Origin of the sequence: Furfurilactobacillus milii, assembly GCF_021654115.1 — a bacterium.
Lineage (GTDB): Bacteria > Bacillota > Bacilli > Lactobacillales > Lactobacillaceae > Furfurilactobacillus > Furfurilactobacillus milii.
Genome location: NZ_JAIWJF010000002.1, coordinates 293,997 through 319,827, shown reverse-complemented (window position 1 = coordinate 319,827; position 25,831 = coordinate 293,997). Strand labels below are relative to the sequence as shown.

Annotated in this window: 26 protein-coding genes, 2 tRNA genes and 1 other RNA gene; 7 read left to right on the top strand and 22 right to left on the bottom strand. The window is 42.8% G+C overall.

The genetic code is table 11. The features are described from left to right. The first annotated feature begins 150 nt into the window (after positions 1 to 150). Both LDK34_RS03925 and LDK34_RS03920 read left to right on the top strand, forming a co-directional pair. A complete protein-coding gene (locus LDK34_RS03925; protein ID WP_178942838.1) occupies positions 151 to 975 on the top strand; it encodes an undecaprenyl-diphosphate phosphatase in 825 nt (274 codons plus the stop codon). A gap of 35 nt (positions 976 to 1,010) precedes the next feature. Continuing rightward, entirely contained in the window at positions 1,011 to 1,259 is a 249-nt protein-coding gene (locus LDK34_RS03920; protein WP_178942839.1) for a hypothetical protein, read from the top strand. A 101-nt stretch (positions 1,260 to 1,360) separates the two neighbouring features. Here the strand turns inward: LDK34_RS03920 and LDK34_RS03915 are convergent, their stop codons facing one another. The 4 genes from LDK34_RS03915 to LDK34_RS03900 all read right to left on the bottom strand — a co-directional run bounded on the left by LDK34_RS03915 (position 1,361) and on the right by LDK34_RS03900 (position 2,614). Next, positions 1,361 to 1,747, bottom strand: a complete 387-nt coding sequence (locus tag LDK34_RS03915) for a hypothetical protein (RefSeq protein ID WP_236941501.1) — start codon at positions 1,745 to 1,747, stop codon at positions 1,361 to 1,363. 212 nt (positions 1,748 to 1,959) lie between these two features. Continuing rightward, positions 1,960 to 2,032: transfer RNA gene (locus LDK34_RS03910), tRNA-Gln, on the bottom strand. 55 nt (positions 2,033 to 2,087) lie between these two features. Next, positions 2,088 to 2,160, bottom strand: a tRNA-Glu gene (locus tag LDK34_RS03905). Positions 2,161 to 2,353: 193 nt separating this feature from the next. Continuing rightward, positions 2,354 to 2,614 (bottom strand): hypothetical protein, encoded by a 261-nt coding sequence (locus LDK34_RS03900; RefSeq protein WP_017262262.1) that lies wholly within the window; start codon positions 2,612 to 2,614, stop codon positions 2,354 to 2,356. Positions 2,615 to 2,768: 154 nt separating this feature from the next. Between LDK34_RS03900 and LDK34_RS03895 the strand changes: the two genes are divergently transcribed. Beyond that, entirely contained in the window at positions 2,769 to 2,990 is a 222-nt protein-coding gene (locus LDK34_RS03895) for a helix-turn-helix domain-containing protein (RefSeq protein WP_017262261.1), read from the top strand. A gap of 90 nt (positions 2,991 to 3,080) precedes the next feature. Here LDK34_RS03895 and LDK34_RS03890 read toward each other — a convergent pair whose 3' ends face one another. Then, entirely contained in the window at positions 3,081 to 3,530 is a 450-nt protein-coding gene (locus LDK34_RS03890) for a universal stress protein (RefSeq protein WP_178942841.1), read from the bottom strand. 245 nt (positions 3,531 to 3,775) lie between these two features. Here LDK34_RS03890 and LDK34_RS03885 point away from each other — a divergent pair, with 245 nt between their 5' ends. Next, positions 3,776 to 5,782 (top strand): cation:proton antiporter, encoded by a 2,007-nt coding sequence (locus LDK34_RS03885; RefSeq protein ID WP_236941500.1) that lies wholly within the window; start codon positions 3,776 to 3,778, stop codon positions 5,780 to 5,782. Here LDK34_RS03885 and LDK34_RS03880 read toward each other — a convergent pair. After that, the gene (locus tag LDK34_RS03880; RefSeq protein WP_178942843.1) at positions 5,772 to 6,389 is read right to left on the bottom strand and encodes a CHAP domain-containing protein; all 618 of its coding nucleotides are present in this window, start codon (positions 6,387 to 6,389) and stop codon (positions 5,772 to 5,774) included. The two genes, LDK34_RS03885 and LDK34_RS03880, sit on opposite strands and share 11 nt — an antisense overlap. Before the next feature lie 53 nt (positions 6,390 to 6,442). Further along, positions 6,443 to 6,676, bottom strand: coding sequence for a hypothetical protein (locus tag LDK34_RS03875; RefSeq protein WP_161001678.1), 234 nt, complete (start codon positions 6,674 to 6,676; stop codon positions 6,443 to 6,445). A gap of 176 nt (positions 6,677 to 6,852) precedes the next feature. Here LDK34_RS03875 and LDK34_RS03870 point away from each other — a divergent pair, with 176 nt between their 5' ends. Next, complete coding sequence (locus tag LDK34_RS03870; RefSeq protein WP_178942844.1) at positions 6,853 to 7,389, top strand: GNAT family N-acetyltransferase; 537 nt, start codon at positions 6,853 to 6,855, stop codon at positions 7,387 to 7,389. A gap of 98 nt (positions 7,390 to 7,487) precedes the next feature. Here the strand turns inward: LDK34_RS03870 and LDK34_RS03865 are convergent, their stop codons facing one another. The 7 genes from LDK34_RS03865 to LDK34_RS03835 all read right to left on the bottom strand — a co-directional run bounded on the left by LDK34_RS03865 (position 7,488) and on the right by LDK34_RS03835 (position 14,547). After that, positions 7,488 to 8,840 (bottom strand): glucose-6-phosphate isomerase, encoded by a 1,353-nt coding sequence (locus LDK34_RS03865; protein ID WP_017262254.1) that lies wholly within the window; start codon positions 8,838 to 8,840, stop codon positions 7,488 to 7,490. Between the two features lie 280 nt (positions 8,841 to 9,120). Further along, positions 9,121 to 10,023, bottom strand: coding sequence for a GRP family sugar transporter (locus tag LDK34_RS03860; protein ID WP_178942845.1), 903 nt, complete (start codon positions 10,021 to 10,023; stop codon positions 9,121 to 9,123). A 51-nt stretch (positions 10,024 to 10,074) separates the two neighbouring features. Further along, complete coding sequence (locus tag LDK34_RS03855) at positions 10,075 to 11,103, bottom strand: ROK family glucokinase (protein WP_178942846.1); 1,029 nt, start codon at positions 11,101 to 11,103, stop codon at positions 10,075 to 10,077. A 380-nt stretch (positions 11,104 to 11,483) separates the two neighbouring features. Continuing rightward, positions 11,484 to 11,850: a transfer-messenger RNA gene (ssrA, locus tag LDK34_RS03850) on the bottom strand. A 137-nt stretch (positions 11,851 to 11,987) separates the two neighbouring features. Continuing rightward, positions 11,988 to 13,370 carry an Nramp family divalent metal transporter gene (locus LDK34_RS03845; protein WP_225439177.1) on the bottom strand — a complete coding sequence of 461 codons (1,383 nt, stop codon included), beginning with the start codon at positions 13,368 to 13,370 and terminating at the stop codon, positions 11,988 to 11,990. 417 nt (positions 13,371 to 13,787) lie between these two features. Next, a complete protein-coding gene (locus tag LDK34_RS03840; RefSeq protein ID WP_236941499.1) occupies positions 13,788 to 14,045 on the bottom strand; it encodes a hypothetical protein in 258 nt (85 codons plus the stop codon). A 37-nt stretch (positions 14,046 to 14,082) separates the two neighbouring features. After that, the gene (locus tag LDK34_RS03835; RefSeq protein WP_236941498.1) at positions 14,083 to 14,547 is read right to left on the bottom strand and encodes a MarR family winged helix-turn-helix transcriptional regulator; all 465 of its coding nucleotides are present in this window, start codon (positions 14,545 to 14,547) and stop codon (positions 14,083 to 14,085) included. Positions 14,548 to 14,770: 223 nt separating this feature from the next. Here LDK34_RS03835 and LDK34_RS03830 point away from each other — a divergent pair, with 223 nt between their 5' ends. Next, a complete protein-coding gene (locus LDK34_RS03830; protein ID WP_236941497.1) occupies positions 14,771 to 15,346 on the top strand; it encodes a DUF5067 domain-containing protein in 576 nt (191 codons plus the stop codon). A 17-nt stretch (positions 15,347 to 15,363) separates the two neighbouring features. Here LDK34_RS03830 and LDK34_RS03825 read toward each other — a convergent pair whose 3' ends face one another. From LDK34_RS03825 to LDK34_RS03815, 3 genes are all read right to left on the bottom strand, one after another. After that, positions 15,364 to 15,540 carry a hypothetical protein gene (locus LDK34_RS03825; protein WP_162854104.1) on the bottom strand — a complete coding sequence of 59 codons (177 nt, stop codon included), beginning with the start codon at positions 15,538 to 15,540 and terminating at the stop codon, positions 15,364 to 15,366. A 109-nt stretch (positions 15,541 to 15,649) separates the two neighbouring features. Then, the gene (locus LDK34_RS03820) at positions 15,650 to 16,645 is read right to left on the bottom strand and encodes a 3-hydroxyacyl-CoA dehydrogenase (protein WP_178942849.1); all 996 of its coding nucleotides are present in this window, start codon (positions 16,643 to 16,645) and stop codon (positions 15,650 to 15,652) included. 281 nt (positions 16,646 to 16,926) lie between these two features. Next, entirely contained in the window at positions 16,927 to 17,634 is a 708-nt protein-coding gene (locus LDK34_RS03815; RefSeq protein ID WP_178942850.1) for a nuclear transport factor 2 family protein, read from the bottom strand. Positions 17,635 to 18,278: 644 nt separating this feature from the next. Here LDK34_RS03815 and LDK34_RS03810 point away from each other — a divergent pair. Then, positions 18,279 to 18,614: a hypothetical protein gene (locus LDK34_RS03810; RefSeq protein ID WP_161004221.1), complete on the top strand. Its 336-nt coding sequence runs from the start codon at positions 18,279 to 18,281 to the stop codon at positions 18,612 to 18,614. 485 nt (positions 18,615 to 19,099) lie between these two features. On the opposite strand, the gene nagB is transcribed toward LDK34_RS03810, so the two are convergent. The 5 genes from nagB to cdaA form a co-directional block, all read right to left on the bottom strand. Next, on the bottom strand, positions 19,100 to 19,813 hold the full coding sequence (gene nagB / locus LDK34_RS03805) for a glucosamine-6-phosphate deaminase (RefSeq protein WP_161004220.1): 714 nt from the start codon (positions 19,811 to 19,813) through the stop codon (positions 19,100 to 19,102). A 348-nt stretch (positions 19,814 to 20,161) separates the two neighbouring features. Beyond that, positions 20,162 to 21,979, bottom strand: coding sequence for a glutamine--fructose-6-phosphate transaminase (isomerizing) (gene glmS, locus LDK34_RS03800; protein ID WP_178942851.1), 1,818 nt, complete (start codon positions 21,977 to 21,979; stop codon positions 20,162 to 20,164). Positions 21,980 to 22,326: 347 nt separating this feature from the next. Next, positions 22,327 to 23,679, bottom strand: coding sequence for a phosphoglucosamine mutase (gene glmM, locus LDK34_RS03795; RefSeq protein ID WP_178942852.1), 1,353 nt, complete (start codon positions 23,677 to 23,679; stop codon positions 22,327 to 22,329). Between the two features lie 52 nt (positions 23,680 to 23,731). Further along, positions 23,732 to 24,904 (bottom strand): CdaR family protein, encoded by a 1,173-nt coding sequence (locus LDK34_RS03790; RefSeq protein ID WP_161001666.1) that lies wholly within the window; start codon positions 24,902 to 24,904, stop codon positions 23,732 to 23,734. Beyond that, positions 24,901 to 25,740, bottom strand: coding sequence for a diadenylate cyclase CdaA (gene cdaA, locus LDK34_RS03785; RefSeq protein WP_178942853.1), 840 nt, complete (start codon positions 25,738 to 25,740; stop codon positions 24,901 to 24,903). Before cdaA ends, LDK34_RS03790 begins: the two co-directional genes overlap by 4 nt. Positions 25,741 to 25,831: the final 91 nt, after the last annotated feature.

Genomic DNA, 25,831 nt, shown 5'->3' with positions numbered 1-25,831 from the left:
TGTGTTATCCCAACCTTTACCAAACGTTTACATAGTTAATATAAACCCGACATTAAGTCATTACATTGCTCCGTTATACTGTGGCTAAAAGTTGATTAGCATCGCCCATTACCCACCAATCAACTAACTACAAAAAGCGGGGAAATCAACGTGTTAGATATCATCAAAGCAGCCATTTTAGGCGTCATTGAAGGCATTACCGAATTTTTACCGGTCAGCTCAACTGGTCACCTTATCCTAGCCGACCAGTTTATTAAGTTACATCAGTCCACCGCATTCATTAATATGTTCAACGTCACCATTCAACTTGGCGCAATTCTTGCCGTTGTGATCATCTATTTCCATAAGTTGAACCCCTTTTCGCCTCGTAAAACATTGGCTGAACGACAAGCCACTTGGCAAATTTGGGGGAAAGTCATCTTCGCAGTTCTCCCATCCGTAGTCGTTGGCCTATTACTCAATGATTGGATGGACGCTCACCTAATGAACTGGGTTGTTGTCGCCATCACGCTAATTCTGTACGGTATTTTGTTTATCCTCGTGGAAAACCACAATGCCGCACTGACGCCCACCATTTCAACAGTCCCGCAAATCTCTTATCGCGTTGCCTTTCTAATTGGCTGTTTTCAACTCTTATCTCTTGTTCCCGGAACATCACGTTCTGGTGCAACGATTCTTGGCGGTATTTTTCTCGGGGCCTCACGCCTGGCATCCACTGAGTTTTCCTTCCTTCTCGCCATTCCAACCATGTTTGGCGCCACACTGCTCAAACTGCTTAAGTTCTTCATGCATGGTGGCACGCTCGCTGGCGAGGAAGGTCTAATTCTGTTAACTGGCATTGTTGTATCTTTTGTCACCGCCTACATTGCGATTAAGGCGTTGCTCGATTACGTCAAAACAAACAACTTCAAACCATTTGGCTGGTACCGAATCATCCTAGGAATCATCGTTATTCTTTACTTTCTAATTGCCTAGTCTACTGACTATTAAACATGAAATGGAGGATTATCATGTTGAAAACGATGACTTTAAAACTTGTCTACCAAATTCCGTTTGGTGCCGGTGTCTTCTTCTTTTTGTGGGGCCTATTAGCCGGTCTTGATGCCTTACTTCTATCGCCCGTCCACATTCAATTTGCGATTCACCTTGGTACGATTGGATGGTTGCTGATGGTGCTGGGGTGGGCGCTACGTGCGATTCACCATTTGTGGCAGCACAGCTCAAACCAGCACCATCAGCACCTCAGTGGTCAATTGTAATTAGTTACGCTAAAAAACAAGTCGGGCCAGAAATGGCCGGCTTGTTTTTTAAATTTGGTGCTTAATAACATTACATTTAAACAGCAATTTAGCGACATCGTTTAAATGCTACCATTTAAAACCAATGATGTAAGCTCAGTAATACTGCCGAAAACTACCGTAACTTCGGGTAGTTGGTAAAAGCTACTCGTTTTGGCAACATCTAAAATATCATGATTCATTGCATAGATGACTATCTTTTTATTCGTTGCTAACGCTAACCCAAGTTCTGTATTACCACCCTTTCCCGCCGGATAAATCATGATAAACACCTCGCAATTCATCACGGCCGCTTTCTCATGAATCCCAATTTTCTTCAAATCTTCAAGATTAGCCACTGAGCTAGCGGTCCAATCATAGATATTTTGACATCCAGATTGATCCAAACGAGCCGCAACTTCACGGACAGTATGAATGTTAGCAAATGAGCTCGCAATGTAATACTTCATAAAATCACCTAATTAGCTTTGCTTATTTTTAAATTCGTCTTGTGTCCGTTCTGAAGAAACTTGAGTAAAAAAATCCTTACGAACTAGAATGAGCATTTAAAAGAAAACAAAAAAGAATTTCCAAGCCTTCCAACCTCGTACACGGTTCGTACACGGTTTTGAAAATAAGGCTTAGAAACCCTTTGACACCGGCGTTCTTGTGAACGCAATAATTGGGTATACTGGATTCGAACCAGTACATTACGGATTCAGAGTCCGGTGCCTTACCAATTTGGCTAATACCCAATAATCCATTATTAAAGTCGTAAATCTGCCAAGCAAGCGCCCGGGTGACTTTAAATCACCCCACTGGGGATCGAACCCAGAACTCCGCCTTGAGAGGGCGACGTCTTAACCAATTTGACCATGGGGCAAATTTACTTAATTAAGTATACAGTACTGACGGATAACGTCAACGCTTTAACGCATAAAAATGGCGACTTTTTTAAATTTTCATTTTTACTAGACGATTATAAACTCTCAATCTAACTAAAAATAACGGCTGTTGCAATAATGTAACAGCCGTTAAGCTACTAAAATAAAAACACCACCCTGCGGCGGCCATTATTAGTCTATCGAAATTTGTTTGCGAACAATTTTAAATGGCTCCTCAAAGTCTCGATCGTAGATATCACACAAGGCAACTATTAGCAAAAGCGGAATCGATTTAAGACTGGTATTGGGATCCTCGTATCGGTAAAAAGCTGATTTACTAATGCGAAAGTTGTAACGATCCTCCAGTTGTCGCAATACTTCCTTGCCAGTGAGACCTTTTTGCCTTCGTGAAACGTGTAACCACGTTTGAATATCAGTTGGTTTTGTATCCATGTTGCAAGTCAGCTCCTTTAGTGCTCATTTTATCAATTTATTGACGGGAATACGCAGTAAATAAGAAATTCGACTTGCGGGCATCGAGAATTAAGGTTACTATTCCCATATAAGGGAACGGTTTAAACATTTAATTATTAGGGGCGTGGTAACCATGGAAATTTTCCCAGTCTCGGGATGGCTGAAATCAAGGGGTATAACACAGCTTGAGGTCGCCGATCTATTGCAAATCAACAAAAGTACTGTAAGTCGCAAGTTACACGGACATTCTCAATTTAATGTTCGTGAGATTTCTTTACTTAACCAGCATTTTGGCATTCCGCTGGAAGTATTTATGCAAACGACACAAAGTGATGATCCTACTAAATTGTCTTAATAATTATCATGATTGTGGAGCACCAAATTAAACTCAAAAAAACGACGACCTGAATATCAGGTACGTCGTTTTTTGTTGTCAATTCTGAATCTATTCAGTTTCATCCTCTTTGACAACTAGCACATCTACGTCCGCATTACGCACCACGTATCCTGTTGTTGATCCGAGAATTGCTCGCTCAAATGCGTTTGTTCCAGTAGCACCGATAACAATTAAGTCGATGTCATGATGCTCTGGAAAAGTTTTCGCAATCGTCGGCTTAGGCGCATCCTGCATCGCAAAAGCTGAAATACGGTCAAAGCCTGTTTCTGCTTGCATCTTTTGAGCTAATTCGCCAACATATTTTTTTGCCTGCGTCAGCATGCCTTCTGACATCCCCGCCATTGCGTATTCAGGAGCTGCATACAATGGCGCGACCACTTGCAGTAATAGAATATCTGCGTCAGCCGCTTTAGCAATGTCAACTGCTTTACGCAGGGCCAATTGTGCGTTTTCTGAGCCATCTGTCGGAACTAAAATGCGTTTTGGTTTAAATGTCATGTTATGCCTCCTACATTTCATTGCGTTATCTTATTGTATTTATAACATATAACTATCTTTACTGCATTTTTTACGCCTATATTCCTGTTGTTGATCGTCAATCATCCTTGTCACAAAATTTGCTAGTAACTGTCGAGAATATTCAACAATATGCCAGTCTGTTTTTGAAGACATTTTTGTTTGCGTCGATCATTAATTTCGTCCATGATTGTCGTATACAGAATTTAACGAAACGGAGCCTTGATATGGAGAATACATTCTTTCTTCTCATCATTTTAATTTCAGTCGTGGCCGCTGTGATCATGCATCATCATCTCAACCGCGTGCCGCTCCCCATCGTCTTTATTGTGGTGGGGATTTTATTGGCGCTACTGCCGCTGTATCACCACTACATTTTTAATCCCAATTTATTTTTATTTTTCATCGTCGCTCCTTTACTCTATAACGAAGCACAATCGGCCTCTCGCTACTGGATAGGTCGCGGCGCCATCAACATTTTTTCGCTGTCCATCATGCTTGTCATCGCCACCGTGATTATCGTTGGTAGTGCACTTCACTTACTGTTTCCATTTCTGCCACTAGCATTAGCCATTGCGCTATGTGCCATTGTGACCCCAACCGATGCATCAGCAGTCAGCGCATTTGCTCAGCCCAATCCAAACTTCCAAGTACCCTTCACTATCATGCAAAACGAATCATTATTTAACGACGCATCCGGCTTTGTGGCGTTCGATCTGTCCCTGTTAGCCTTTACTACTGGTTCGTTTTCAGCTAATAGAGCCGTTGGGGTGTTTGCGTTAGAGTTTATCGGTGGATTAATCACTGGTGCAATTATTGGCGCACTCTTTCTAAGCATTCGCCATGAACTTATTCAAGCTGGTGATGACACGCCATTCGTCATGATTACACTAGAGTTATTGGTGCCATTTCTGGCTTATTTCGTTGCCGAACGCTTAACGTTGTCCGGAATTTTGGCAGTCGTCGCTGCTGGCTTGTTTCAAGGAATGGAAAATGATAGTTTACAGCTTGTTTCAAGTCGGGTACAGCTCGTCCGGTCAAATATATGGGAAATTGTTCAGGAGGCGCTCACAGGGGTTGTTTTCGTCCTTCTAGGCGTATCCTTGCCGACAATCATGGAGCAAATCATTTCTAAGCATCCAGGTCTCCTTGGTTTACTAATTCTTATTGGGATCGTGCTGTATGTTTTGAAATTTGTCATTCGCTTACTGTGGTCGCGTTTTTTAGTTTGGATGCACATTTCTAGCAACCATCGCTGGCAAGATGCCTGGCTAATGGCTGTCAGTGGTGCCAGTGGGACTATTTCATTGTCGTTAGCCTTCCTGTTGCCAACCATCAACGGTCGCGATTTAACTACTGATCGGAACGCACTTATCTTCGTCGTCACGGTGGTCATTTTAATCAGTCTGACGGTAGCTGCCATCGCTGTGCCAATTATCACAAAAATGCCCACCGGCACTCAGACAAAGCCGATGAGCCAGTGGACACGAGAAATGATTATGACCGCGATGAATAAGGTTCGTTCAAGCAAGGACGCACAAGCAGAAACGCACATCGTGGTCGATGCACTGAGCCAACAACTTCATCAAAACAATCGTCCGCATCGTCGTGAGCAACGGCGACTGTTTGAAATTACCGATGCTGCTGAACGTGAGGTCATTAACCGTAAACATGATCAGGGCGATTTCAGCGATGACGAAACACATTATTATCTGCGTTTTTTAGACCTGACCAAGTTTACATTCAATAATACTGTCTGGCAGAATCTATGGCTCCGAGTGCGTTTTGGTGTCCACTCCAGTCGTCTGAGCCGTGACCTTAAGTTTGGCGAAGAAATGTTTTTCACCACGCCATTGATTGCTGAACAATTTTATTGGCAGCGTCAATTCCATGCACACGGTGAAGACATTCGTCCTTTAGAAGAAGTTGGCTATCAGGCCGTCATGCACGCCCTTCGGCAAGAACGTCATCAACACGGCGAGATAACGACCGTCGAGCTACATGATGTGCAGCGTTTTTATCGGGAACGCCATCGTCGGATGAACATGCCAGATCCCGTTCCTCAAGTCGTTTATCAACTCTTTCTAACCGCATTCCACGCCGAATATGAATTTGTTCAAAACGCCCTCGACAAGGGCACCATTGATGTCGAAACAGCCGAATCACTTCAACAACACATTATCTTTGATGAAATGGCTTATATTCAAAATAATGCCGCATTTATCAAACAGTAAACGTAGATTGAGATGCCGTCGACAGCTTTTCAAAATGAATAATCCCAGCAATATCGTCGTTCATCGTTAGGGTACGCTCATGCAGTGCCTGACCTTCAAAATTTCCTTCCATAATGTTGAAGGTCCCGGTAATATCGTTGACTTCCGTCACATAGGCAACGTGCATCGATTTAAACGACACCACGGAACCTACCGTTGGTCGAAAATCGACTAATAATCCCCGCTGTGTTGCCGATTCCGCCCATTGGTCACCGTTACCCAGATAACTGTATGTGTTAACCGGAATTTGTTGTTGGCGCAAAACGGCCGCAACAAATCCCGTACACTGTCCTACTGGATAGCCATCAATGCCGTCATAGAATCCTTGTTGCCCAGCTTGTTTGGCCGCCATCAATGCTTGACCAGATAACAAATGAGTTCCGCTTATGTTCCCTGTTATCAGTGAACCGCTGTCTTGATTTTGAACCGCAGATGTCGTTTGGACTGTCGTTGTACCTGGCCAGGAAACTTGATCAGCCGATACTTGAGTATTTGAAAGACCAACCGTAATACCGCACGCACACCCTACTAACGTTAAACTAGTGGCAATTTGCTTGATTAATTTCATTTTGTTCCCTCCTACGCTGCCTTTTAATTCGCTGTATCCTGCTAATGATTGCCTTAGCGACTATAAACGTACGTATAGGTGCCGTCGTTATTTTTCTTAAACGTAAATTCATGTTGACGCGCATCCGAACAACGCCAACGCGAAAGTTCGTAATGAAGTGAACCACTTTGTTTTAATTTATAACTGACAGTTTTAATGGTTTTAGTTATATCTTCGTCAGCACGTTTAGCAGCACCGCGTAAAACTTTGTGTAAATCGTGAATAAATTCCGTTGCGTTTGTAATCATAATAATGGCCTTCTTTCGACTAATTTTTGCGTAATCATAATTTATAATTAATCGTTATCATTATTCAAAACAAATGCTTGTGAATTTTAAAATCATTTTTGGGCATGTAAGTTTATTCTGCTAAAATCCTTTTATTGGCGTACACTTGGGTCAATATAATATCTGGGGATGACTTCATGAAATTAACCTTATCTGGATTACAGCCAAACGAAGTTGCTGACTTTTGGCAATTAGCTTTCAGTAACCCAAACGCCGAGTGGACAAAATGGAACGGCCCCTATTTTCACGACGTTTTACCGACACGTGAAGAATTTGTGAACGGTCCCGCAAAAGACAAATATGTTCAAAATCCATTTTGCCAAGTTATTCGTGTCGATGACAAAATGGTCGGTATGGTCTCGGCCTATTACGACGATGGCAGACTTAAGCGTTGGTTAGATGCTGGCATTGCCATTTATGACCAAACAAATTGGCATCATGGTCTTGGCCATCAGGCGCTTGCCAAATGGATCGACACACTGTGGCAAATGGTCGACCTTCCTCACATTGGCCTCACAACCTGGTCCGGCAACGTCCGCATGATTGGGGTTGCTGAACATTTACACTTGAAGCGAGAAGCCACGATTCGACAGGTTCGTTATTGGCAGGGTCAATACTGGGATTCTGTGAAATATGGCGTCTTGCGAGATGAATGGCAGTCTCCCAAAGATTAATACGTAGCAAAACAAAACCGCACCTACTGAATTACTCAGCAGATGCGGTTTTACTCGTATAGTTGTAAAAATAATTGTTCAGTATCGCTTACGAATAATTATTTTTGAACACGTTTTTGAATTTCGGCGGTTTCCTTTTCAAAGCCAGGCTTACCTAAAAGAGCAAACATATTAACTTTATAGGCTTCAACACCTGGTTGGTTGAATGGGTTAATCCCGTTCAAGTAGCCAGAAATACCCACAGCAGCTTCGAAGAAGTAGATTAAGTAACCAAGTGAGTATTCCGTTTGATCAGGAATGTGAACGGCCATAACAGGAACATCGCCGTCTGTGTGGGCTAGTGTAACAGCGCGGAATGCTTGCGTGTTAACATAATCCATCGTCTTGCCTTCAAGGTAGCCAATTTGGTCAAGGTCGCTGTCTTCCTTAGGAATATCAATGTCATAATTTGGTTTATCCACCTTAACAACGGTTTCCATTAAGTTACGACGGCCTTCTTGAATGTACTGGCCTAGTGAATGCAAGTCAGTGGAGAAGTTAGCACTTGATGGGTAAATGCCTTTTTGGTCCTTTCCTTCTGATTCACCCATTAATTGCTTCCACCATTCAGCAAAGGAAGCCATGGTTGGTTCGTAGTTTTCCAACAATTCCGTCGTCTTGCCCTTGCGGTATAAAATGTTCCGCAAAGCAGCGTAACGGTAAGCATCGTTGTCTTCAATCTTGTCTGATGTGTAATCTTTAGAAGCATCTGCAGCACCTTGCATCAATTTATCAATGTCAGCACCAGAAGCAGCAATTGGTAACAAACCAACAGCACTCAATACAGAGAAACGACCACCAATACCATCAGGAACAACGAATTCTTCGTAACCCTCAGCATCAGATTCAGTCTTCAACGCGCCACGCGCACGGTCAGTTGTTGCATAGATACGCTTCTTAGCTTCGGCTTCACCATACTTTTCAACCAACTTATCTTTGAAGATACGGAAGGCGATTGATGGTTCAGTCGTAGTCCCAGATTTCGAAATAACGTTAACAGAAAAGTCACGGTCACCAATAACATGAATCAAATCGTGAACATATGAAGATGAAATTGAGTTCCCAGCAAACAGAACCAAAGCACCCTTACGTTCACTAGCAGGTAGTGCTGTGTAAAAGGCTTCGTTTAAGAAGTCAATGGCAGCACGTGCACCAAGATATGAGCCACCGATTCCAATGACAACCAATACTTCTGAATCACTTTGAATTTTCTTTGCAGCGGCCTTAATGCGGCTGAATTCGTCCTTATCGTAATTCGTTGGTAAATCGATCCAGTCACGGAAATCAGCGCCCGCACCTGTACCATTACGTAATTCTGAGTCAGCTGCAGTGACCATTGCCTGCATTTCACCCAGTTCATTATCGTGAACAAACTTTGTCAGATTCGAGCTATCAAAGGAAATATATGCCATGCTTCTCCTACCTCTTTCTTATAATGATTACGGTTACAAGTATACACTAATACATTGGTCTGTGGGCAATGAAAGCCAATTCATAAAATTGGTATATACCAAAATTAATAATATTTTTGCTCGTCATCCCCATGCCATCAACACCTAGACCACTCAAATCTTTTTTGGTCTAATTTTTAATTTTCTTCTCAATTGAATGACATAGAGCCCGTTCGTTTTTTTGTTTGCCAAACAAAAAACAGCAGACATCCATCGTCTGCTGTAACTTTTTTAAATGCTATTACATTGTTCCAAGCATGATACCACCAACGATAATCAAGACAGAACCGATGATGATATTGACCATTTCCCAATGAGTCTTGCGTTCGCCCAACAGCCAAATAGAACCAAAAGTAGAGATAATGATTCCCATCTGGGCCATTGAATAGGCAACCGCCAAACCAACTTTGATTGTGGCCAAGAACATGAACAGGTTACCAGTACCCCAGAAAAGCCCGGTAATAATGTTTTTCCAAGATGGTAACTGCCACATTTCTTTACGGGCACCAATCATGATAACGAACACGATTGCACCAAGGAACATCCCAATGGACTGTGGTAAAACAACGGCATGGGTAAAGTTCGTAACATCACCAACGTTACCCCATTTTTCAAAACTCTTGATCACAATCGTGTAAGCAACATAACCAAGGGTTGAGTACGTCAAAGCACGTGCACCGGCGCCAGTATTTTCATGACGATCCGTTTTTGTAGCATTGCGCTTGTCAACTCTTGACGTAAGCGCTGCCCCAATGATCAAGGCAATCACAGCAAGCGTACCCAACGTGTACTGACGGCCCGTTGTCCATTCTCTGAACAACAGCACGCCAGCTAGCGCGTTACCAGCAAGCTGCATCCCGGTCGAAATCGGGATCGTCTTGGAAACACCCAGTGCCTTCATGGAGGTAAACTGGCCGCCTTGACCAATTACCCAGAATAACCCGGATAAGATTCCGGCAATCCAAACCTTGGCATCCAATGTTGGTCGATAAATAAACCAAGCAATGATCCCAAAAACAACAGCCCCCATTGTCATACCGAGCGTTTGCTGAGCGGCAGAACCACCCAATCGGCCTGAAACAAGGCCAATACTCCCCCAGGCAATGACAGGGACTAAGGCAATAAGAATGTTTGTAACTCCCATGATTCAAAAATCTCCAATTCTCTAAATCTCTTCGTTGTCTAGTTTATTCAATTATTCAGCAAGCGTTGCCGCAACATTGGCTACTTTAGCAGCTTCACTTAAGTCAGCACCGTCGACAAAACGTAATGCTAGTGATGATGCACCGATAACACCGGCATCGTTACCCAGTTTAGCTAATTTCAGCGTTGTTGAAGCACGGACGGTTGAAAAGGCTTCCTGTTGGAATGTCTTGTCAACAAGGTCAAGTAAGAACTGACCAGCAGCTGACACGCCACCGCCAATAACAACGTAACTTGGGTTCAACACATTTGCCATGTTTGCAACAGCTAAACCAAGGTACTGGCCCACTTTGTTTGTTACTTCATTAGCCAAAAAGTCACCTTGTTTAGCTAAATCAAAGACAATCTTGGACGTGATTTCATCACCGTTGTCGACCATTTTTTTAAGTTTGGAGTTACCAGAATATTCTTCGGCAAAGTCGTGTGCCAAGTGAACAACACCTGTTGCTGAAGCGTAGGTTTCCAAACAACCATGTTTGCCACAAGTACATAAGTAACCACCAGGTTGAACGGTCACGTGACCAACTTCACCACCGGCGCCGTTAACACCGTGTTGCAAACGACCGCTGGCAATGATGCCACCACCAACACCGGTTCCTAAAGTAATGAAGTCAACGTCTGGTTCGTTGTTACCGGCACCCTTCCAACGTTCACCCAAGGCTGCAACGTTAGCATCGTTGTCCAACGCAAACTTCATGTGTGTACCAGCTTCGATCTGTTCCTTAGCATTTTGAGTGGTCTTCCAGTTCAAGTTGTAAGCGGCCGTTACCGTGCCATTTGCAAGATCAACTGTCCCTGGCGTCCCCATCCCAATACCAGCGAAATCGTTGGCACTCATTTTGTACAAGTCCAAGTGATGATTGATTGATTGCACAATATCAGGAATAATGTGTGAACCCTCATCAAGAATGTTGGTTGGTACGCTCCACTTTTGTTGAACGTCACCATCTAGGGTTAAAATCGCGAATTTAATTGTTGTCCCACCAAGGTCAACACCGATTAACTTTTTCTTCTTAGCCATAAAATTTTTCTCCTCAATTCTCTTCTTAACAAATAAACATGTAAAAGGTTTACGGTTTATTCTCTTACAATGAAAGCGTTTTTACAACCCCTTTTACATAACTTTTCTAATTTATTGATAACGTTTACAACTCACAAAGTCGTTAATCCGCGCGGCTTAGCGGGTTGTGGACTAGTCCATTATAAATTAATTTTTGTACGAAAAAAGTTTTCATTGTTTACTAATTAGGCTTACGGTTTTAAAGATTGCCTGTGTGAACGATTTTGCAGACGTACTTTTGTCAAAAGAAAAAGCGCCATTCTGACGATTTGCCAGAATGACGCGTTCTCTATGAATCTAGAATGAGCATTAATCTCATTCAGTTCATTACTAGTATAGTTTTATGGAGGTGGCGGGGATCGAACCCGCGTCCAAGCATATCGCCACCCGAACCTCTACGCTCATAGTCAAACCATTTAAATTTCACTAACCAAAACGCCGTTTGACCGGGCAACCGTGATTAGCTAAGCCTGATTAATCTCTTCTGCTCACTTCAGGCGTGAGTTAACAGCGTAGCCCAAATTTTTGAGACCCGTAACCCGCCACCTGGGCCGTAACGGACGGATCTACGTCAAGCTACAATTAAGCAGCTAAAGCGTAAGAATTGTTATCTTTTGCAGATAAAAATTAGGTAGCGTTTTTACGTGGACGCAACCCACGAAGCGCAATTCAAGCTCGACCTATACCTGTCGAATCCAGAACACCCCCGAAAGGTGCTCTATTATCATAACACGAGACCTTATAAACGTCTACGTATGAGGCTTGCCTTAAGGCTAACAAAAACGCCCACCAAATATTGGCAGACGCTTTATTTTTTACAAAGTAAATTCACCTTTAAACCCTGATCAGCCAGTGAAGACCCCAGCAATCAACCATAGGTTTAAAATAATCAATACGACAGTGACGAGCCATGCCGTCCACTTTACCCATGCCTTATTGCGGAAATCACCCATCAATTCTTTGTTACTGGTGAACAGAACCAGTGGCACCATGGCAAACGGTAACGCGACACTCAAGAAAACCTGTGATAACGTCAGCAAATTTTCAATCTTGGCCTCATTGCCATGATAGATAAAGGCAAATATCAGCACTGGCGTAATGGACATCAGTCGTGTTAACAGCCGCTGAGCCCAAAGCGGAATGCGAAGATGAATGAAACCTTCCATAATAATTTGCCCAGCCAGCGTACCGGTAATGGTCGAACTTTGACCAGAAGCAAGTAAGGCGATGGCAAACAGCATGCTGAGCAGTGGGCTGGCAATGGCACCCACAATCTTTGAGTTGCTTAACGCATTGAATAAATCAACAAAGCGACCGAGTTCACTGTTAGTGCCATAGAACAGAGCCGCACCCAGAATCAATAACAGACAGTTAACCACAAACGCAATCGTTAATTGAATGTTTGAGTCAGCAACTGTAAAACGAATGGCCTTTTTAACACTGTCGTGATCGTCACGATCCAAAGCCCGCGTTTGGGAGATAGATGAGCCCAAGTACAAGTCATGTGGCATAACCGTGGCCCCCACAATCCCTAATGCCAGATAAAGCATTGGTTTGTGCGTTAGCAATTGTCCCGGATGTGGCACGAAGCCAGCGAAAATCTGTGGTACGTTTGGCTGGGCCAGAATGACTTCATACAAGAAGACGAACAGGATAACCGCTACCAGTGTGGCCACAATGGCTTCAATTTTACGGAAGCCCATTTTCATCAACACTAGCAGCAGCAAAACATCAAACGCCGTGATAATCAAACCAACGATCAACGGGAAACCAAACAACAACTCTAGCGCAATCCCTGAACCAATAATTTCTGCGACATCCGTCGCCATAATTGCAAGTTCTGTAATGATCCATAGAAAGATTCCCATACCACGGGACGTTCGCTCACGGGTCATCTGTGCCAAATCTTTACCAGTTACAATTCCTAGCCGAGCTGACATTGCTTGCAACAACATCGCAATTAAACTCGACAACAGAATGACACTGATTAAAGCGTATTTGTACTGAGCACCACCGGCAATTGACGTGATCCAGTTACCAGGATCCATGTACCCAACGGCAATCAATGCCCCTGGTCCAGTATAGGCTAGTAACGTTCTGAAATAACCTGCGTGCTGCGGCACCAGAATGGAACCGTTCACCTCGTCCAAACTTTTGGCATGATTGCCAGTTGTATCAACAAAGTGTTTTTTCTTAGAAGTCTTCTCAGCCACCAACGTGTCGTCCATGACTTCTTTTTTTTCGTGTTTTTTGCTCATTTTCGTGCCCTCTTTTCCGTTTTGATTCCTGAATAATCAGGTCTAATCCTTCAAAGATGGTCGCTAGCGTCGCATCATCAAAAAACACATCAGTGATACTGATTGGCTTTTTGCCAAGTCGACGTAACATCGGACTGTTACGCATTTAATTTTTAGATTTTAAAACCGTCACAATCACTCCGTCTTTGCGAAATTGATAGTCCTTTTTGAACCACGTATACTATGTGCCGAAATTGCCCAAATTACAAGCCATAAAGGTCGTTTGAAAATGGTTACATTGAAGTTTTTTTGTTATTTTTATCAAATCCATAAAAAAAGATGCTGATCAACACAGCATCACGTTAATTTCATTAAAATAACATTCTCAACAGGTGTCCACATTTCATCTTACTGCAACTGATGTGTCTGTCCTGCCGCGTCACGCCAAGAGACCACATTAACATCCTGGTTGGTCGCATCAGCTAGCGCATCACCAATTGCGTCCTCTTTTTTGTTCATTAAAGAGACAAGTTGATCTGCACTCACATTGCTATTAGTCAGAACCAATAACACGCCCTGTTCAACATCGTGAATCTCAAAATGAGCTTGAACGCTCGCACCATTTACTAAATCAACACTGCCCTCATTCACAACGACTGTTGTCATTTACCAACTACCCCGTTTTCATTAAAATTGACTTATCTCATTTTGGCTTGCGCGAATCGTGTGTGCCATTTGGATCGGCAAACTTAGTTCCAAATTCACGAATAAAGGCTAACACTTGTTTAGCCTGATCCTCCCCGAATTCATTAATCCAAACACTGAAGCGGTGAGTAACCCGTTCACTAATTTGCGATTCCGCCTTGCTACCTTTAGCGGTTAGGCTGAGATTCATTCGACGACGATCATGACTATCCGCAAATTGCTTAATCAAGTCTTTGGTTAATAAGGCACGAATTTGACGAGAAACTGCGCTCCGTGTAACATTCCGACGTGCTGCAATTTCCATCAACGTCAAGTTTTTCTCCCGCGAGACATCGTGCAAAATCAAATACTGTTCAAACGAAATTTGATACTCTGCCGCTGGTCGTGACACAAATTCATCTAAGTATTTTAAAAAGTGAATATAAACATCAATTGATTCATTCAATAATTCTTCGTTGGCCATTTGCTTCTTCCTCCATTTACAAACGAGGCACCACCAAAAAAACGACTACCGTGGCCTACATACTCATCTACTATTATATACATAAACGGTGTGGCTTCTAGGAAAAAGGCCTACGCCTTTGTGCAACCGTTTTAACCACATTAATTGCGTTAATAAATAAAATAGTGCACGATAAAATAAACGTTAGCTACGAAAATATAAATATACCTTTTTGGAGGTTTTCATGAATAAAATCGTCTCTCCCTTATTAGTCATGGCTATTTCAGCCACTGTATTGACTGGTTGTGCACCATCAGCAAAGCACTCGCCATCATCTCAACGTCAAACATCGAGTAAAAAAGTTTCTAGTGAATCAACACGAACCACTCGGGCAAATAAAAAAGCACCGGTAGCGACGTTTGCAAACAATACGCTTACATCCAGCACCGGTACTATTAAAATTACAGGCCAACGTCAAGTTGCCTCGGCATTTCCAAACCATCAGCAATTGCTCATCACTTACGAGTACTCAAATCAATCGACAAAACAGCAAGTGCCATCAGATTTGTGGTCAAAACATTTTAAGGCCACCCAGGATGGTAAAAACTTAGTTAGTGGTTCATTATCACTGTCGGGTCAAAACAGCGACAGCGACAATGATGACATCAACAATTCTGTGACGCCAGTTGATGCTGGCCAACACGTCACAGTGGCAGCCATGTATAAAATTTCGCCGTCAGCTGGCCCGGTCACATTGACCGTGCATGATGGTCAGAAAAACATCGGCACGACGACATTGACAATCAATGGAAACGAATAGATTAACTGAGAAATCATCTACTGTCGCCACTGCTTAGGACTCCACAGTTGCCCTTCCATCGACCCATGCAAACTTTCAATTTCATCGCGCTGTTCCTTGATTAAATCAATTGCTGCATCAACAGTCACCCGATTGTCGTCCGTTCGCAATTTTGCTAGTTCATCTAATACCCATTTTGCATCATGATCATTCATAAAGGGTCTTCCTCCTTAGGCGTGTTACGGGTAGTGTAGCATGTCATCCGGTGAAACACCCTTTATTTTGCTTGCCACTTTATGAGCATTAGTTTCGAGTCGGTTCAAATTATCCCTTTAAGAAATTTTCATCCTCAAAGGCTGGGTTAGGATAGTGGTAAAATCCTTCTCCGCTTGAGACACCAAGCTTTCCTTTATCAAGGTAGTCCGTTTTCAACATCGTCGCCAACTGTTTGAAGTCTGGATCTCCAGTCGTTGTAACATAGTTCTGAATAATATTGTAAACCGTCTGAATGCCGACCACATCTAGAATCGCAAACGGCCCTATCGGTGAACCCGTCACGATCATCCAAGTGCGATCAATCGTTTGTGGATCACCGACACCCTTCAAATACAAAAGTTGTGCTGCATTCAAAAACGGCACCAAAATTGAATTCAAGATGTAACCGGGCTGTTCTTTTTTAACTTCAATTGCAATCATGCCAATATCCTTTGCAAACTGAACGATCGTCTGATAAATATTTGCATCAGTCCCCGCGTGCCCCATGATTTCGGCAGTATTGTTCTTCCAGATTTCATTAGCAAAGTGCAACGCAAGAAACTGTTTAGGACGCCCAGTTGCTTCTGCAAATTGACTTGGAATTAGTGTAGAGGAATTAGTGGCAAAAATCGTTTTGCTGGGGGCTACTTGGCTTAATTGTTGATAAAATTTTGTTTTTAAATCCAACAGTTCAGGAATGGCTTCAATCACCAAGTCGCTGTCCTGAACGGCAGTTTTCAGATCCGTCGCATAGCTTATTCGAGCTGGAGTCTCTCGCGCAACTTTTTCCGCATCCTGAATTCTGCCAATAATAGCGTCCGGTAATCCAGGCAACAAGTTAGCATTATAGTTTGTTCCCTTCACAAGGTTACTGAACTGACTTTGCGAGCTCGCAATTTGACTAGCATAGATTTCAGCCAGTCCACCAATACGCGTCTTGGCTTTATCAATTACATCATCATTGATGTCGTAAATAGTGACATCAAACCCCTTAAAGGCGACCTGAAACGCGATTTGACTCCCTAAAACACCGCTGCCTGCAACAGTTACATGTTTAATTGCCATGATTATCTCCCTTTCCAAATCTTAGTTCGGCTTTAAAAACTTTCCGCCTTTAATATATGATTTCATTAACGCGAGAGATATTATTCATCCTTAAAAAATGAACCAATTACACTGTTTTGTTTACAATGAAAGAACGGTAACTTTTCCAACGAAAAAAGGTAACTGCCAGTTTTCTTTCAACATAGCAGTTACCTTGGTATTCTAGTGTTTTTCAAAAATCACAAACTAGTCTCCCTAATTATTCTCATCAAAAGTGGTGTATTAGTTTTTTGCTAAAAAGTTTAAAACATCGGGTGTCCATTTGCACTATGGTTTGGAAACGGTTGCTTCACAGCCCAGTGTTCAACTAATTGACCATCGCGAACCCGAAAGATGTCAACTTCGGCCATTTCGGTCGCTGTCGGAGAATCCTGCCTAATAACATGCAAATACACAAGATCATCTCGGTCAGCTACACTGACAACCGTACGCTTCGACTCGCGCAAACTGCCTTGAGGACCAAACAAAACCCGATAATAATGCGTAAATGCTTCTGCGCCATCAGCAATGCTTGGATTGTGTTGGATGAACTCTGGCGCCACATATTGCGTCACTGCAGAGACATCGTGACGATTAAAGAAGGCATTCCAAAAAGCCAACACGACTTGGCAATTCGTAAACGGACTCAAATCAGGCGTTCCATCGTCATTTAACAGTTGAACACTACCGGTAAACCGTTGGGGGCCCTTTTCCGAATCAAACCGAACGCCGACTAACGTATGCCGGTTAAAATCCATCGTTTCGGACATTGCGCCGCGTAATCCCGACCAATTTAAATTGAATACGCCGTCAGCGAGCCGCGTGATAACTGCATCTACATTGCGTTGTTGCAGCGTTTCATCAACTGTCGACGTCCAGGACAAATGCGTTTCATCTTCGACAACGTCAATAAATTGACGTCCATCATCCTGTTTTACCAAAATCTTGCGATTAAAAAGTTGCATAGTCATCTAACCCCACCCCCGTTTTATTAGTCTTACGGATATTAAGTGTGTAGGTGACGCCCGTCATGCAGTCCCAAAATGCCCAACAACACCATAATCAAAATTGCGGTAATGGCAATGATTGCTAGTTCAACCTGAAACCCCATAAGCTCATCTCCTTAATTAATAACTTCTTTCCATACATCTATTTTAACCGATTCTGCTTGTTTTGTAACCGCTTACAACTCGAATTATTTTAAATTACTTCTGTTTACTAAATCGTGGGACTGCTGCCCAACAGAGAGTCATACTAATACAGAAACTTGAGGGTCTCACAAGGCTTTGATACTGCGATGAAGATTTTTGAATCACATGGTTCTTGAACTGATCAAGTAGTCCCTAATGATCAATTCCTGATAATAGGTCTCTTGGAACAAGAAAACTGTAAAGCACGCTATAAAAGTATTTTTAAAATAGCCATTGACAGCGCTTTCATTATTAGGTATATTGTTCTTGTAAGGTATTTAGTAATTACCTTCTAATCAATTCTCTTTCTCTCTTATGCCGGCCACCGTCGCAAGATGGTGGTTTTTTTTACTCTTTTTTCGTCAACAAATAAGTTTCATGCGATAATAGACTAGCGTTGTTTTTACAGAAAGGAGTCATATACGATGGCAGAAGAACCAGCACCATTAGAAGAACCAGGCCATGAATCGTTAGACATGATTGAGGAAATCACCCGAAATGATGGCTCAAAGTACATGGAAATTGGCAACATGGTCCACAATGGGCGTGCAGAATTTGCAGCCGAGAAAAAGTTCATTAAAGAGGTCCGCATTCTAAAACTCAATATTCCTGAATCAGCAAACGTGATTAAATATGAAGATTACATTAATCATCATTTTCTCATGCAAGGTTGGGATATGGATCACTGGGAAGAATGGATTAAGACACCAGAAATGCAAGCTGTTGTCGATGCTATTCTCAGAGAAAACCAAGTCGGTTAACAAAAAAAGCGGCCAAAAAAGGAACCGACGGGCATCGGTTCCTTTCAAGGGCCATTTAGGTTAGGAACACCAAATCAACGATGTACCGTTCCAAGGCGTCATTGGGGTGAACGTCCTTGGAAGAGGAAGTAAATAAATGGTAATTTAAAGTTATCACGTATTTTAAATTATGTCTATCCATATTTTAATGTTTTTATTAGAAAAATAACCAAATTGCCATTTATAAATGATGCTTTGGTTATTTTTCTTCATAAACACGCAGGTATTGGGACATAACACTTCAGCTTAAATCTTAGTGAAATGGCAACAAGCAGCTCCCCTTCAATCGCAAAATTCGCGCAGATGAAAAATTGTCGTAAATGCGAGCCATAGCGCTGTCTTTTGCCCATTTAACACAAATAGACGTTCATGGGCATCCACCCATGAACGTCTATTTGTGTGACCTGAGAAAGCTTAAACGTGTTATATCTGCTTTCTTTTTATTTCTAGTATTTCTTGCTGAGCTTTGAAGCAGCTGCTTCGTCAATCACAACGATAACATTGTCGTGGTTCTGTAATGAGCTAGCAGGTAAATCAGGCGTAACAGGTCCCTCAATCATACCCTTCACTGCATCTGCTTTTTCTTCACCATAAGCTTCCAGCAAAATTTGTTTGTCCTTTAAGATTGAACCAATCCCCATAGAGTAAGCATACTTAGGAACCTCTTCCTCGTTATCGAAGAAACGTGCGTTGGCAGCAATAGTAGATTCAGTTAATTTAACCTGATGTGTTGTGGAATCAAATGGCGTACCTGGTTCGTTGAAACCAATGTGTCCATTACGGCCTAATCCAAGAATACCTAAGTCGATTGGGTTATCAGCAATTACCTTGTCGTAACGCTTCGTTTCAGCTTCAGCATCTTTGTTTAACCCATCTGGCAAATATGAGTTTGCAAATGGCTTCTTGTTAAAGAAATGCTCGTGCATGAAGTAGTTGTAACTTTGTGGATGATCAGGTCCAAGACCAACGTATTCATCCAAGTTTACAGAAGTCACATGACTAAAGTCCAAGTCTGAACTCGTAATTTCATCATATGTTGAAATTGGCGTACTACCAGTTGCCAACCCAAATACCTTAGCACCATTAGCTAATGCGTCCTTAAACACTTGAAAACCTTGCTTACCGCCTTCAGCGGCGTTCTTTACAACAATAACCTTCATGTCGAGTCTCCCTTTTTCTTATTGGTATAGTCCAATTATAACAGGTCTAGACAATTTTACAAGTCACCTAAGCTGTAAATCTGATTTTTGTTTGTCACTGCTTTCTTCATACCAGTAAGGACTGACCGTTCAGCCGATTCAGAGGGACTTGGTAAATAGAGCGAAACCCGTGGCATGAGTTCTTTTTGAACAAACGCTGTGAGCGGCGCTATCGCATTACAAATTTCTTGCTTAAACGTAATAGCACCTGATTTCCAAAGTAGGAATCAGGTGCTATTACATTTAATGCTTATTCTCAAAAACAGAGATATGTCACAGCTTCTGTCCAAACTAAAAACAAACTATTTATTATTGAACCGTGACACTCTTAGCCAAATTCCGTGGTTTATCAACATCTAATCCCTTAAGCAAACTCGTGTAGTAGGAAATTAGTTGGGCCGGAATGATGGTTAATAATGGCGTTAACATCTCATCGACGTCTTCCAAAATGATATCATCATGTGCTTTAGCCAACGACTTCGTCACAATCGTCATGATGTGAGAACCCCGAGCGGCAGTTTCTGCCAAGTTACTACGTGTCAGTGAAGCAGTTCTTTCTTGAGTAATGATACCGATGACCGGCGTGCCGGACTCAATCAATGCAATTGGGCCGTGTTTTAATTCACCTGCGGCAACCCCTTCGGAATGAATATAAGTAATTTCCTTTAATTTCAACGAGGCTTCAAGTGAAACCGCATAGTCAATGCCACGCCCAATGTAAAAGGCATCACGTTGATCGACAAAATTATCTTTAGCAACAGCTTCAAAACGTTCTTTCTGATCAACTAAAGCTTGGATACCATTAGCGACCAGTCCCAATTGGCGACGTAAGTCAAAATCGGCTGCGGCCACTTGTTGCGTTGCTTCTCCTAATGCCTTAGCAATAATAGCTTCAACAGCAATTTGAGCCGTATAAGCCTTGGTCGAAGCAACCGCAATTTCTGGCCCCGCGTTTAACAGCATTGTGTAAGTTGCTTCACGCGATAACGTTGAGTTTTGCACATTTGTGATTGTCAAACTGTGATAACCCTTTGCGTTTACCTCAGTTAACACTTCACGGGAATCAGCAGTTTCACCACTTTGACTCAGAAAAATAAAGAAAGGATGTTTGGAGAGAATGGGTGAATTATAAGCAAACTCTGAGGAAACGTGGGCTTCGGTCGGCACCGCTGCTAGCCGTTCAAATAAACGTTCACCGACTAGACCAGCGTGGTAGCTTGTCCCCGCAGCAACAATATACAACCGGTCGGCTGATTGCAGATCCGCCAACAGTTCGTCATCGATAGTCACTTGTCCGTCGTCATTGAAATACGTTTGCACTAATTTACGCATGACAGTTGGTTGGTCATCAATTTCTTTCAACATGTAATGTGGATAAGTTCCCTTATCGGCCTCACTGGCATCCATGCTGACGTGGAATGGCAAACGGGTAATGTGGTGTCCTTCTTCATCTTCAATGTCCACTTTTTCGGGCGTCAAGATCATGATTTCGCCATCCTGCATCTCAATGAAATCATGAGTGTAGTTCAGCATTGCGATGGCATCTGAGCAAACAACATTAAAGCCATTGCCGACACCAACTAACAATGGGCTTTTATTTTTAGCAACAAACAAGGTGTCCGGTTCTTCACGGTCCATCAGCAAGAAACCGTATGAAGAATCCCCCACCAAGTAAAGCACCTTGCGGAAGGCCTCTAAGGTTGTTAAGTTATCATGTTTGACAAAATAATCGATCAATTGAACGACGACTTCAGTATCCGTTTCACTCTTGAACGTTACATCTTGGAGATACTTGTCTCTTAATTCGATGTAGTTTTCGATGACGCCATTGTGGACCAAGTAAAAACGCCCATCAGCGGATACTTGTGGATGTGCATTGGCAACACTAGGCTGTCCATGTGTTGCCCACCGCGTATGCGCAATTCCCGTAGAACCGTGGACATCTTCACCGATTGCCTTAGCCAGATCAGCCACTCGACCTTTTTCTTTAACTAAGTAATCTTTACCATTTTGGTCGTTCACGTAGATTCCGGCTGAATCATAGCCACGATATTCCAAACGACGAAGGCCATTCATCAACATTTCAACCGCATTTTCGTTTCCTGTCACTCCAACAATTCCACACATAACGTTCATCCTTTTCAAATTGGTATAGACTATTATAATACGTTTTCTTTTTTGAAAGCAGTATTATAATAACGTTTTTAGGCACAATACGTCAACCTTTTGTCTTTAGTGGTCTATATGATTACCAAACTTTAATTTTCTCTAAAAAGGAACATTAAAGACAAAGCCAACAAGCACGGCTAATATCGACTCAACATGCTGAATTCGTATTTGACTACATTAACGTCATATATCAAACCGCAAACAAAAAGCCGTGCCTCCAGAAATGGAAACACAGCTTAAATTATCGCGTTCATTGCTTATGCTCATCCGCCAACAAAATAATCAGCCTTCAGTATGCGTTGCCGCTATTCAATACCGACTTCTTGACGCACAACGTCAGCGATTTCATCGACATAACCGTCAACAACTTCCTGAGTTGGTGCCTCAGCCATCACCCGCAACAATGGCTCAGTGCCACTTGGACGAACCAACACACGTCCATCACCATTCATTTCAGTTTCGACCTTTTTAATGATCGCCTGAATCTGGTCATTTTCCAAAGCCGCCTTTTTATCAGCAACTTTTACATTAACCAACTTTTGAGGATATGTCGTTACTTCACTGGCCAGTTCGGACAACTTTTTACCAGTCGTTTGAACAATGTACATAAGTTGTAAAGCAGTTAACATGCCATCACCGGTTGTATTGAAGTCCAAGAAAACAACATGTCCAGACTGTTCTCCACCGACGTTATAGCCATCCGCTAACATCTTTTCAACCACGTATCGGTCACCGACTTGCGTTTGCACGCTGTGCATTTCATTGCCTTCCAGAGCCTTATAAAGGCCAAGGTTACTCATCACAGTGGTAACCACCGTGTCTTTCTTAAGACGACCATGTTCATGCATATATTTACCACAGATGAACATGATCTTATCACCATTAACGATGTCACCATTTTCATCTACGGCAATACAGCGATCACCATCACCATCGAACGCAACACCCATAGTGGCACCTTTCTCAACAACGAACTGTTGTAGTGCCTCAGGGTGAGTGGAACCAACGCCATCATTAATGTTCAACCCATTAGGATTCGTAGCCATCGTGTCAAAATCAGTGTCTACATCTGCAAACAAACGTGACACCAATTTACTGGTAGCACCGTTGGCCGCATCCACGGCAATGTGCAAACCATTTAGTTGATCAGGAATCGTTTGCTCCAAGAATTGCGTGTATTTGGCAGCACCTTCTTGATAGTCTTCAACGGTCCCTAGTCCTTCTGCCGACGGACGTGGTAATTCATCTTTAGGCGCATCCAAAAGGGTTTCGATTTCTTCTTCCAAAGAATCAGATAGTTTAAACCCATCTCCACCAAAGAACTTAATTCCGTTATCTGCAACTGGATTGTGAGACGCCGTAATCATGACACCAGCATCCGCTTGTTGTACCCGGACAAGATAGGCTACTCCAGGAGTTGTAATAACACCGAGCTTAAGTACTTCAATCCCAACTGACAGGAGCCCTGCAATCAGTGCTTCTTCCAACATTTGACCCGAAATACGCGTATCATGCGCCACCAAAACCTGTGGTTGATGATCTTCATCGGCGTGCTCCGTTAACACGTACCCGCCGGCACGGCCAAGTCGGAATGCAAGTTCAGGACTCAAATTCTGATTTGCAATGCCTCGTACACCATCTGTTCCAAAATATTTCATTTGTTTCTTCCTCACTTCGTCGATTGTCCCTAAAGACTTGTTTATTTACTAACTAGTTGCTACTGGCAGCTGAACTACTGGACGCACTTGTGCTACTGCCCGTTTCGCTGCTACTCGCCGAGCTATTTGTATCACCACTACTAGAAGACGTTTCACTGCTACCAGCCGCTTCACTAGATGATTCATCAGAGGAACTTGTTGACGAATCGCCATGCTGAACCCCATTACTATCTGCGTTACTGGATGTCACTTTAATCGTGACATTGGCAGTCGTCTCAGAATAGCTTCTAATGCCACTGGCAGAAGGTGTTAGATTAACTTGTTGCTTGGTCGTTCCAATTGGCAGACCAGAAACATCTACGTTAGCTACTATACTACTCTTTAATTTGCTAATCGCACTCTTTGTGCCGTATGCGGTCAAACTATCAACGTCACCGGTGATCGAATAACTCTTACCATCCTCAGCATTCTTCGGCTCGTAATTAACCTTAACCTTCTTAGAACTTTCGTTGGATGTAATTGGCACGGTCACACTAGCCGTTGAAGGTGTCATCACCACGTTAACTGTATGGCCATTAGCATCTTGAGCCTCCAACTGAACAGTCGCCGTTAAAGTTGATGTACTATTCTTAGTCAAATTAATTGGCGCAACCACTTGGGCTACCTGTTCAACTTCAGACGTCGCACCGGTTACCGTAACGCTATTAACTGACGTTGTTGGCGTGCCAACCTGATAGCCGCTTGCCAAACTGTTGGCGTCATACTTCACGTGGACAGGCATTGTAATCGTTTCACGATGGGCAATCGTGACATTGATTGTCTTCGGCTCAATTTGATAGGTTAATTCTTTGTTGAGTCCATCGGCCTTCAACGTCACCTTGTGTTTACCCATTGACAGCTTTGACAAGTCTGCATTAATGCTAAAGTTCTGCGTGTTCGTCGTTGCCGTGACTAATGCAGCCGGTCCTGTGATTTTAACTTTAACTCGTTCTGGATAACCTGTTACAAAGTATTTATTTGAATTGATATTTAGTTGCAGTGGCATCGACACTGTTTTCGTTTTGGTCGAAGTCAGTGAAGATACCCTACTAGGATTGTCCTGACGTGCTAAACGGGTGTCGTTGCCTGTTGAACCGGTCACGTAAACAACTAAGAAAATGGCCAAAACTAACGCTGATAAACGGTAGAAGAGCGTGCTATTGAGAAAGCGATTAAACTTTTTCATTTATGGCCACCTCCCCTAAAAATTCGGTTAACAATGTCCAAGAACCAATTGTGACGTTCTGGCTCTGCCGGGATCAATTGTTTGCGAAGGTAATTTAAATAGTCTTCCTGAGTCAAATTACGCATCATTTCATTATTCCGCGTAAACATCACTTCGCCAGTTTCCTCAGAAACAACAATGGTCAACGCATCCGTTACCTCGCTAATCCCCACAGCAGCACGATGACGTGTCCCTAACTCTTTAGGAATCAAATTACTATCTGATAACGGCAAATATGCGGTAGCAGACGCAATTCGATTATCCTTAATGATAACGGCGCCGTCATGCAATGGTGTGTTGGGGATGAAAATGTTGATCAATAGCTCGCCGGTCACGTCCGCATCCAAATCAATCCCAGTTTCAATGTACTCTTCCAAACCAGTTTCCATTTGAATAGAGATTAGCGCCCCGATTCGGCGTTTGCTCATATATTGAATGGCCCTATCCAACGCATCAATTAACTTTTCTTCGTCGTCATGAGCCGTCCGGCCTCGTTGAATGAATGAGCCGCGGCCCAAACGCTCAAGTCCTTGCCGAATTTCCGGTTGGAAGATGATCACTAGGGCAATAACCCCCCAGTTAATGATCTGGTCCATGACCCAGGAAACTGTCTCTAAGCCCAGATACCAACTAGCAATCTTAATAATGATAATCACAAGGATGCCGCGGAACAACGTCACTGCTCGCGTGCCTCGTAATAGCATAATCAGCTCATAAATAACAAACCAAATCACTAGAATGTCGAGCAAACGTGCTGCGGCCGTCCAGGTGAACCAGTTGCTAGGATTAAGTAACATAACACTCCTCCTAAAATCGCCAAATATTGGCGTGCAATCTTCGCATTACGCGACAAATCGCTCATTTAAGTATAGCAGATTTACCATCATG